9 protein-coding genes and 2 pseudogenes are annotated in these 9605 nt (G+C 42.8%); 2 read left to right on the top strand and 9 right to left on the bottom strand.

Annotated elements, in window-relative coordinates; translation table 11 throughout:
* Positions 1-1122 (bottom strand): HhoA/HhoB/HtrA family serine endopeptidase (locus O9323_RS08115; RefSeq protein ID WP_288124931.1); only part of this gene is annotated, 1122 nt, incomplete at its 3' end.
* Positions 1123-1284: 162 nt separating this feature from the next.
* Positions 1285-1953, bottom strand: coding sequence for a hypothetical protein (locus O9323_RS08110; RefSeq protein ID WP_149107445.1), 669 nt, complete (start codon positions 1951-1953; stop codon positions 1285-1287).
* Between the two features lie 208 nt (positions 1954-2161).
* On the opposite strand from O9323_RS08110, the gene O9323_RS08105 reads away from it, so the two are divergent.
* The gene (locus tag O9323_RS08105; protein WP_288124932.1) at positions 2162-4285 is read left to right on the top strand and encodes a serine/threonine-protein kinase; all 2124 of its coding nucleotides are present in this window, start codon (positions 2162-2164) and stop codon (positions 4283-4285) included.
* A gap of 228 nt (positions 4286-4513) precedes the next feature.
* A complete protein-coding gene (locus tag O9323_RS08100) occupies positions 4514-5320 on the top strand; it encodes an MlaE family lipid ABC transporter permease subunit (RefSeq protein WP_002736708.1) in 807 nt (268 codons plus the stop codon).
* Positions 5321-5322: 2 nt separating this feature from the next.
* On the opposite strand, the pseudogene O9323_RS08095 reads toward O9323_RS08100, so the two are convergent.
* The 7 genes and pseudogenes from O9323_RS08095 to O9323_RS08065 all read right to left on the bottom strand — a co-directional run.
* A pseudogene (locus O9323_RS08095) lies at positions 5323-5577 on the bottom strand (DUF4351 domain-containing protein); the annotation flags it as partial.
* Positions 5578-5610: 33 nt separating this feature from the next.
* Positions 5611-5952 (bottom strand): hypothetical protein, encoded by a 342-nt coding sequence (locus O9323_RS08090; RefSeq protein WP_002750700.1) that lies wholly within the window; start codon positions 5950-5952, stop codon positions 5611-5613.
* Between the two features lie 49 nt (positions 5953-6001).
* The gene (locus O9323_RS08085) at positions 6002-6817 is read right to left on the bottom strand and encodes a DUF4351 domain-containing protein (protein WP_002750702.1); all 816 of its coding nucleotides are present in this window, start codon (positions 6815-6817) and stop codon (positions 6002-6004) included.
* A gap of 16 nt (positions 6818-6833) precedes the next feature.
* On the bottom strand, positions 6834-7406 hold the full coding sequence (locus O9323_RS08080) for a Uma2 family endonuclease (protein ID WP_002750704.1): 573 nt from the start codon (positions 7404-7406) through the stop codon (positions 6834-6836).
* A gap of 46 nt (positions 7407-7452) precedes the next feature.
* Positions 7453-8466, bottom strand: coding sequence for a WD40 repeat domain-containing protein (locus tag O9323_RS08075; RefSeq protein WP_288124929.1), 1014 nt, complete (start codon positions 8464-8466; stop codon positions 7453-7455).
* Between the two features lie 36 nt (positions 8467-8502).
* Positions 8503-8745, bottom strand: a pseudogene (locus tag O9323_RS08070) (DUF5678 domain-containing protein).
* 7 nt (positions 8746-8752) lie between these two features.
* Positions 8753-9184, bottom strand: a complete 432-nt coding sequence (locus tag O9323_RS08065; protein WP_288124928.1) for a DUF29 family protein — start codon at positions 9182-9184, stop codon at positions 8753-8755.
* Positions 9185-9605 lie beyond the last annotated feature (421 nt).

The following is a 9605-nucleotide window of genomic DNA, read 5'->3' as shown; positions in this document are numbered from 1 at the left end:
TTCCCCCCTTCTGATTCTTAGGGGTAAAGATTGACCGATCCCGGCTTTTTCCACCATTTCCTGTAACTCAGCGCCATCGCTAACCGGTTGATTATTAGCTTTAACAATCACATCCGCGCGACGGATCCCGGCTTTTTCGGCGGGGGTATTGGGTAGGACTTTCACCACCAAAATTCCCGACACTTCCGGGACGATCATGGCAGAATTGGGGTTTTGATTATTAGCCCGGGCTAAATCGGGAGTTAGATTAACCATCTGCACACCGATATAGGGATGGGCCACCTTTTGACCTGATTCTAGGGTCGCTTGTAACTGCTTGGCCCGGTCGATGGGAATGGCAAAACCGATGCCCATGGCATCGGTACGAATCGCCGTATTGATGCCGATGACTTCCCCTTGGGCGTTGAGTAAAGGACCGCCGGAATTACCCGGGTTAATAGCGGCATCGGTTTGGATAAAATCAATGCGTTTATCGGGAATACCCGCCTTAGCCGCCGAGCGCCCGATCGTGCTAATAATTCCTAAAGTTACCGTATTATCTAGACCGACGGGATTGCCTACTGCGATCGCCCAGTCCCCCACTTGTATGGATGCGGAATTGCCCAGGACGGCCACAGGTAATTTTTCCCCTTGGGGATTAATTTTCACCACGGCTAAATCAGTGATCTCATCAGTACCGCGTACTTCTCCCTTGAAGCTACGACCATCTTTTAAAGTTACCGTTACCTTATCGGCATTATCGACCACATGGGCATTAGTTAAGATTAAACCACTGCCATCGATAATAAAACCCGATCCCTGGCCCGCCACTCGCTGCTGGGTGGGAAGACGAAACTGTTCTCCAAAAAACTCCTGAAAAAAAGGATCATCAAAAAAGGGGCTATTGGGACGAGTAATGATCGCTTCGGTGTCAATTCGCACCACTGCCGCACCTGTGCGGGCCACTGCCTTAGCGACAAAACTTTCCGCCGTCATCTCCGGGGGAATTCTGGCCAGATCGGCGGCAGCAGTGGGCAGATTTTGAGCATTTACCGCCGCTAAACTGCTAAAACCGAGCATAACTCCCAGAAAAGTTGCCAAAGCATGGCTAATAGTTCGCCGTAACCCTGTAGGAAGTTTCATACTTTGATCTCTGAATTCTGATGTTTTAACTGTTTCTGTCTATCGGTTGACAGACCGACTATTAAAAATCTAACAAATTGATCGCTCCGTTTAAATCCAGAAATAACCGACGATTGACACCAAATCCGTCTGCTGGCGGATTTGGTTAAGGTTTGGCGTTTACTAATCTCTGATCACTAGGGGCGATTGCAGGGTAATATTTAAATCTCGATCGGGGTTAACAGAGTATAACTGCACGGAACTACCACCGACAATTCCCGCCGTCGGTAAACCCCATCCTGCAAGGGTTCCCACGGCTGCCCCCGCTAAAACATCAAGAACTTCAATCTTGCGATCGCCTGTGAGAGCAGCGATCGCTGTGGCTGCTCCCGCACCGGCGACGGTTCCCACTAAGATATCTTGAGTTTTTGCCCCTTTACGCACGGTTTCAGTGGTAGTAATTAATCGCGAAGTGGCATTGAGGAGAATAGTGCGATTACCCCCATCGAGGCGAATTTCCTCGGCAATAAACCGCACACCTTGGCCCATCGCTTGTAAAGTACCCTTGACTTCACTTCCCGCTGCAATCACCACACTCCCATTCCGGTTACGAATATCTCTGGCTACAGTTAAAGTCAGAGGAATAACATCACTTTTAGAAACTAAAATTTTATCGGCTTTCTCGTAATTCAAAGGGATAACTGTTCCCGCCGGAATCGAGATTTGTTGAGCGATCAGACGTGGCCGATTAATATTACTTTGAGCGAGGACGGGAAAAGTGCCGGACATGGAACCCATGAGCAGGGTAATCAGTAAAGCTGTGCTGGCTCTGGTAACAGGATTGATAGACATAGCGGTTATCCTCTGAAAAAACAACAGTGAACTTTCTCTATTTCTAGATTATTTTTTTCTGTCTGTCATGTCAGTCCCCTCAACAGGGAATTTTTTCCCTTTCTATAGGGAAAAAAGTAGAATGGCAGAATTTCTGCATTTTGTCCATCGACCGCAAAAGAGAGTCGAAAAGCCTAGAATGGTAAAAAACCTCGGATTGCCATCGTCTATGGAACTCGCTGCCGGAAAAATCCTTAGTCATCGCTACCAAATTATCCGTCAATTGGGAAAAGGGGGATTCGGACAGACTTTTTTGGCCTGCGATCGCCAGTTACCCAATCAAAATCGCTGTGTGATCAAACAATTTCAACCCCAGTGCCGGAATGCCGAAACTGTAGCCATCGCTAGACGACTCTTTGAAACCGAGGCGAAAATCCTGCAAGAATTGGGCAATCATCGCCATATTCCCCGTTTATTTGCTTATTTTGAGGAAAATGGGCAATTTTTCCTCGTGCAAGAATACATTGAAGGGGAAGATTTAGCCACAGAAATTACTGCCGGTGTCTATAGGCAAAATGAAGAGAAAGTAGTGGCTTTATTAACAGAAATTCTCTCAATTCTCGAATTTGTCCATCAGAAACAGGTGATCCATCGCGATGTTAATCCCTTCAATCTTATTCGTCGCAGTCAAGATGATCAATTGGTTTTAATTGATTTTGGTGCTGTCAAACAAATTAGCACTCAAGTAGTTAAAGAAGGTAAAACCGTTTCTACAGTCGCTATCGGTACCCCCGGTTATTTCCCCAGTGAACAGGCCCAAGGTTATCCCCGTTTTAGTAGCGATATCTATGCCACTGGTATGATTGGATTACAAGCTTTAACCGGTAAAGCTCCCGAAGATATTCCCTTGGATGCTCGCACGGGGGAAATTCTCTGGCAACATTTGGCCATGACTAGCGCCGAGTTTAGTGATGTTATCGATCGCATGATCCGCTATGATTTTCGTCAGCGTTATACCAGCGCCAGTGAAGCATTAATCGCTCTGAGAAAATTAGGAAAAATTCATCATCTCGATCCGAAAATTACCCAGGCAGTGAAATCTCAAAGTCAAGTTGCTCGTCAAGGGAAATCTTTGCTAACAAAAATCTTGTTTGTATCGGGGACAATTGGTTTAATAGCTGGTGCTTATCTGGGTTTTGACTATTGGCAAAATTCTCGTAATTCTCTTGGTTACTATCAACAAGGTCAGACTTTTTATCAACTCAAACGTTATACTGATGCCCTTAATTCCTATGGTCAAGCCTTAAAAATTAATCCCGATTATCTTGAGGCATTGCAAGGAAAAGCCGATGCTTTATTGGCTTTAAAAAGATACTCGGAAGCTTTAAATACCTACGAAAAAGCTATTCAAATTAACCCAGATTCCGCTTGGCAAGCTTGGCTCGGTCGCGGGGAAGCTTTAGATAAATTAGATAAAAATCAGGAGGCTTTAGAAAGTTTTGAGCGGGTCTTATCTCTTAATCCTGCCGCTAGTCAAGCTTGGCAAGGTAAAGCCGATATTTATCTAGAACTGCAACAATATTCCGCCGCTCAAAAAGCTCTTGAAAAATTGTTAACTTTTCAGCAAAATGATGCCAAAATCTGGTATAAAAAAGGCTGGTCATTACAAAATCTTGAGGATTATGAAGGGGCAGTTAAAGCCTACGATCAGGCTTTAGCGATCGAGTCAGATAATGCCTTAATTTGGTATCAAAAAGGTAATAGTTTGTATCAATTAAATAAAATTAATAATGCTTTAGAAAGTTATAGCAAAGCCGGACAATTTAATCCCCAATTTTCCCAAGCTTACTATAGTCAAGGGATTATTCTGCAAAAATTAGGCCGCAATTCAGAAGCTTTGGAGGCATTTACTCAAGCAACTAAAGCCAATTCTAATTATTATCAAGCTTGGTTAAATCAAGGCGCATTACTTCATCAACTGGAAAGATTTCAAGAAGCGATCGCATCCTACGAAAAAGCTCGCCGTATTTCTTCCCGAAAATCTGAAGTTTTTATCGGTATCGGTAACGCTTGCTATCGTTTAGGCGACTATTCCCAAGCCATAACCGCCTATCAACAGGCGATTCAAAGACAAAAAGATAACCCCGAAACCTGGAAAAGTTTAGGCAATAGTTGGTTTAAACTCGGTCAATACGAGCGAGCGATTCAAGCTTATCAAGAATCACTTCGTTATCGTTCCAATGACCAAGAAGTGCAAACACAAAAACAACTGGCAGAAACTCGCTGGCAAGAACTTCAGCAATCTCCCCAAAACCCAACCCCGAAAGTGGATAGCGAGGAACCAGTTCCCTAACTTCCGCTCTTTTTTCAGATAGTGATGCAATTCAGACTTGAATTGGCCAACCTATCACTATAACATATAATCAATTTGCAAGAGTTCTAATTATTCACTACCAGCTAATCAGCGATCGCTATTTTAGTTCAGTATAAAAATTCTGCGCTATCCATAGCGTGGTAGGAAATGGGAGTTAGAAGACAAAACAGGATAGACTTTTCTCTAGTCCGATCGATTTTGGTGGCCATGAAGGATTTATTGGCGATTTTTAGCAAGGAATTAAGCTCTTGGTTTCGGCGCTGTTGGTTAGCGATACTCTTAACCGGCAGGGTTTTTTACTTCCTATTCACGCGCAAACCCGATTGGCGCGTCACCCAAGAACAAATGGTGGCAGCCGGGCCTGCTTCCCTGATTATTGCCATGATCACGGCTGCGGTGATCGGGATGATCTTTACCATCCAAGTGGCCCGGGAGTTCCAAGCTTTGGGTGCTGGCAGTATGGTGGGGGGAATTTTGGCCCTTGCTCTCGGTCGGGAACTCTGTCCGATTATGATGGCGATCGTGGTAGCCGGTCGGGTAGGATCGGCTTTTGCGGCGGAAATCGGCACCATGAAGGTGACAGAGCAGATCGACGCACTCTATATGCTCAAAACCGATCCCGTGGAATATCTGGTGCTGCCTCGTTTAATTGCCTGTTGTCTGATGGTTCCCGCTTTGAGTATTATGGCGCTGCTGATCGGTTTAGGTAGCGGTTTGCTGGTCGGCCAAAGTTTATACGGGATTGCTAATTCAGTTTTTCTCGACTCGGTTCGCGGTTTCCTGCGCGTGGGAGACGTGCTGAGTGGACCGGTTAAAGGGTTGGTTTTTGGGGCTTTAATCGCGATTATCGGCTGTAATTGGGGTTTAACGACCGATGGCGGTGCTAAAGGAGTTGGCCAAGCTACGACCGCAGCCGTAGTCACTATGCTCTTAGCGATTTTTGTATCTAATCTGCTGATGACTTGGATCTTGTTCCAAGGCTCTGGTAATAGTTCGGTTTTATTTGGACAGTAAAGTTAAAAACGCTCATTTTCTAGCCATTGTTCTAAATCCTCTACTGACTGAAAATCTAATAAAGCCTCTCCTAAGTTTTCTAAATTTTCTAGAGAAAGACTTTGGATATTGGCGGATAATTCGGCAGAAATTTCACCTATACGCCGATTTAATTGACGTAGAAGCAAGTTGACGGCTCCTTCTTGTCTTCCTTCCTCTTTGATTTCTTGATAGATGACAGATTCTTTCATAATATCCTTCCTCAACAATTGTTGAATATTGATTATCCCTAGGTTGAGATTAAATTATCTCTAATATCCACCGGGGAAGTATTTAGCAAGACAATCGGAACAAATTGCTGCTTTTCTAAAATTATCTCCATCGTCTTGTACGTTAGCTGATGCTTGACCACAGTAGGAACAAATTTTAAATATCGTTGCTATCGTTCTCTGTTCTTCCACATCATCAAAATCATAAAAACACTCATTGCTGAGAATTTCACTGATATTGACATCGCAACGGAATGATTCTTTAATTATGTCCAAAACTATCGACTGTTGTTCTTCAAAACTTAGGGACTGAAACGCCTTATTTTTCAAATACAATCGACCTAACATTGCATTGACGGCATAACTAGCTTGATGATCTGACATAATGATAATAGAGGGAATTAATAGAATAAAAATAACCGCAGTAAATTAGTTAAAAACGCTCATTTTCTAGCCATTGTTCTAAGTCCTCTACTGACTGAAAATCTAATAAAGCTTCTCCTAAGTTTTCTAAATTTTCTAGAGAAAGACTTTGGATATTGGCAGATAATTCGGCAGAAATGCCACCTATACGCCGATTTAATTGACGTAGAAGCAAATTGATGGCTTCTTCTTGTCTTCCTTCCCCTTTGATTTCCTGATAGATGACAGATTCTTTCATAATGTCCTTCCTCAACAATTGTTGAATGATGTCTTTGTTTAATACTAATCCGGCGAGAATTGCGGTGGAGGCAGCCAGATTGCTTTGTTCTCGACTGTCGCTGATTTGTTCGATTTTTTGGGCGATTTGCCGCAGTAAATTCTCTTGCTCCTCAGCTTGAGCTAGTATAGCAAAGGGCAATAGTCCCGGTGCTTGCAATAAGGGTTGATAGGGTTGTTCCCATAGTCTAATCACCTCAAATTGATGATAAGTTTTTCCCTGTTGATAGTCATTCTGTCTGACTAGGGGTAAGGTACTTCTCCTTAGATAAATCACTACCTGATAGATAGGTTTGCCTTGATAGCGTCGATAGAGTCTTGTGGCATAATCGAGCATTCTATAGGGAATATCCTCTTTAGGGTCGGTTTGGAACTCAATATGTAAGATTAGTTCTTCTGACTCCAAAAAGATTAAACTATCGGCTCTTATCGGCTCTAATGATAACTCTGAGGGTTTAATTTCGGTTAAATCCAAAGGTTTACCTAATAACCAAGTGGCTAAATCTCTCGAATATTCCAGGGCGATAAATTTACAAGTAGAATCATACATCAGTCTTGACTATATTTTACTCAAAAATAGAGATAAATAGACTAAAGCCTGGTAAGACATCCTCTCCGCTGAAATTAGCGGGTAGTTCCATAATTTCTACGGGTTGCTGAGGACGATAAATTTCCACCTGTTGTTGTTGAGGATTAACTAGCCAACCTAATCGCAAACCACTGTGAAGATATTCCCGCATTTTAGCTTGAATTTCCGGGAGGGAATCGCTACGGGAGCGCAGTTCAATGACGAAATCTGGACAAATAGGCGGAAATTTCTCCTGTTCTTCTCGACTCAGAGCTTGCCAACGAGTTAAACTCACCCAAGCGGCATCGGGAGCGCGATCTCCGCCTTTCGGCAAACGAAAAATCGTCGCCGAACTAAAGACTTTACCCAATCGGTTTTGACGATTCCAGATACCTAAGTCAATGATAAAATCGGCCTCTCGGTTGCCGCTAATTCCCCCAACAGGTGGCATCACAATTAATTCTCCTTGAACGTTTCTTTCCAATTGCCAATCTGGGTTAACTTGGCAGAGACGGTAAAACTGCTCATCGCTGAGATTGACTGTATCTAAGTTTAAAATCACTGCTGCCATAGCTATATTTCACCCTAGAAAACACTCTAGTCTTAATTATAGTCAATTAGATTCCCCGCCACAGTGCGATCGCACCGTCTCGATCTCCAGTGACTAACCAACGACCATCTTGACTGGCAACCATTCTTAAGATGACGTTTCCCTTTAGAGTATTCAAGTGCCGACGGGTATTAACATCCCAAAATTTGACGGTTCCATCCCCGGAGGTGCTGGCCAAAACTTTGCCCCCATCGAGCAGGGCCATATCAGTAACAGCGTCGTTATGGGCGAGAATAGTAGTGGTGCCGATGCCGCTTTTCACTTGCCAACCGCGGATCGAACCGTCTTGACTAGCAGTACCGGCGGTATTACCATCCTTAGAAAAAAGCACCCGATAAACGGGGAATAAATTACCTGCATAGGCACGAATAAAGCGACCGGTACTCACTTTCCACAGTTTAACGAAGCCATCGTAATCGGCGCTAACAATTCCTTTACCATCGGGACTAAATGCGATCGACTGAATCGGATGATTATGGCCGCGCAGGGTTTTTAACAGTGTACCCGTCTGAAAATCCCAGAGTTTAACTGTACGATCCCAGCTACCCGTGGCCAAAATTTTGCCATCGGGAGAAATAGCGGCATCGGTAACGAGAAAAGCATGGCCAGGATAGGTCATTTCCAATTTTCCCGTGCGCGTATTCCAGCGTTGCACTTTTCCCCCCGCATCGGCAGTTACGAAAGTCTCACCATCGGGACTAAATTGGATAGCGTTAACGGTATCTCCTAGTTGCCAAGTCCTGAGAGGTTTTTGGGTTTTTAGGTCCCATTCCCTAACAGTGCCGTCAAAACTACCACTCAGCAGCCTGGAGTTATCGGGACTAATGGCTAAAGCATAGATGGGATCCTGATTGGCTTTTAAAATAGTAACCCGTTCGACCATCTGCCAAGGAACGATTTCTGCTAGGGGAGACGCTTGCGGAGTGGTGATTTTGCCTTTTTCCTGATTGACTGCACAACCACCGGATAGCAACAGCAGCAATAATAACGATAACGTCGGTTGATAAAGGGTTATTTTCATAGAATTTTGCCGTTGTCAAAATCATCTTAAACTACTTTAAACTTGAACGGGTAGAATTTGCATAGAATAACGACAACGAGGAACAAGATAAATGACAAATTCTTGATTGGTTGTCTTGGCTTATTCCATAACATTCTGTAAATTTTCACCGTGAGCAATCACCCCTTTTTCATTATAGGCAATGTATTGATTCTTATATAAATCAAGCACGGTGTCACGATTTTTGTTTAACCAATGTAACATTTCTTGGGCTTGTTCTTGAGAGATTGAGTCTGTCATAATCTTTCTAAGGAGAGACGGTTTTGATTAAAAGGAAAGCATCGCTAATCAGTTTATTTTTGTCAATTATAGCTTCTATTTCCTCCGATTGATAACGACCTAATTCGACTTCTAAAGAAGCGGCATCCAAAGCATTAAGATAAGCATCGTTTAAAGTTTCTGTTAATTCTTCATCACTTAAATAATATCCTGCCGCTTTTCGGCGTTTATTTTGGCGTTGAATTTCTCTAACACTATTGCGAATGGAGACATCCCAAGAACGAGTGGTTCGGTTTTCTGCCTGTTGTTTAATTAAATGAAGTAATAAGATAACAGCATAACCACGAATGGTGCTAATAATCCCATTTTTGCTCATATCTTCAAGTTCTTCTACAATCGCCAGTGAACCTTTAATATCACCTTTTAAGAGCAAAGCTTTTAATTCTAAAAGTTCTTCCATAATCCAATTTCTTCCCCCAAATATACCTTAATTATATCTTGCCACAAGTCTCTCTATCCCAAAGCTCATTTAAGGCCATCTTGAGCAAAAAATTAATCATTTTTTCATTTATTTTAAGCTTTTATGTGCTACGCCATGGTTGTTTATCTAAAAATGGAGTTTTTAATTATGACTCAAAAATTAGCAAAACTGATTGATTTGCGGGGGGAGGTAAGCATAGCTTATTAAAACTCTCAATTGCTTCCTCTGTCTTGGCGGTGAGTGCTTTGATAGTCACCCCTGTAAGTAGTCATGCAAAATTAATTACCCAAATAAAAAATTAAGAAGTATAATACATAAAAAAACGAAGCAGCAGGAAAATACAATGAGATTGATTAGAGACCTAAACCCCGAGAGCCAGAAAATGCTAGAGAGAATTTAT

Source organism: Microcystis sp. LE19-131.1A (assembly GCF_027532015.1).
In the GTDB taxonomy this organism is placed as follows: domain Bacteria; phylum Cyanobacteriota; class Cyanobacteriia; order Cyanobacteriales; family Microcystaceae; genus Microcystis; species Microcystis ichthyoblabe_A.
The sequence above is the reverse complement of the archived record's forward strand: the minus strand, read 5'-3'. Positions and strand labels throughout refer to the sequence as shown.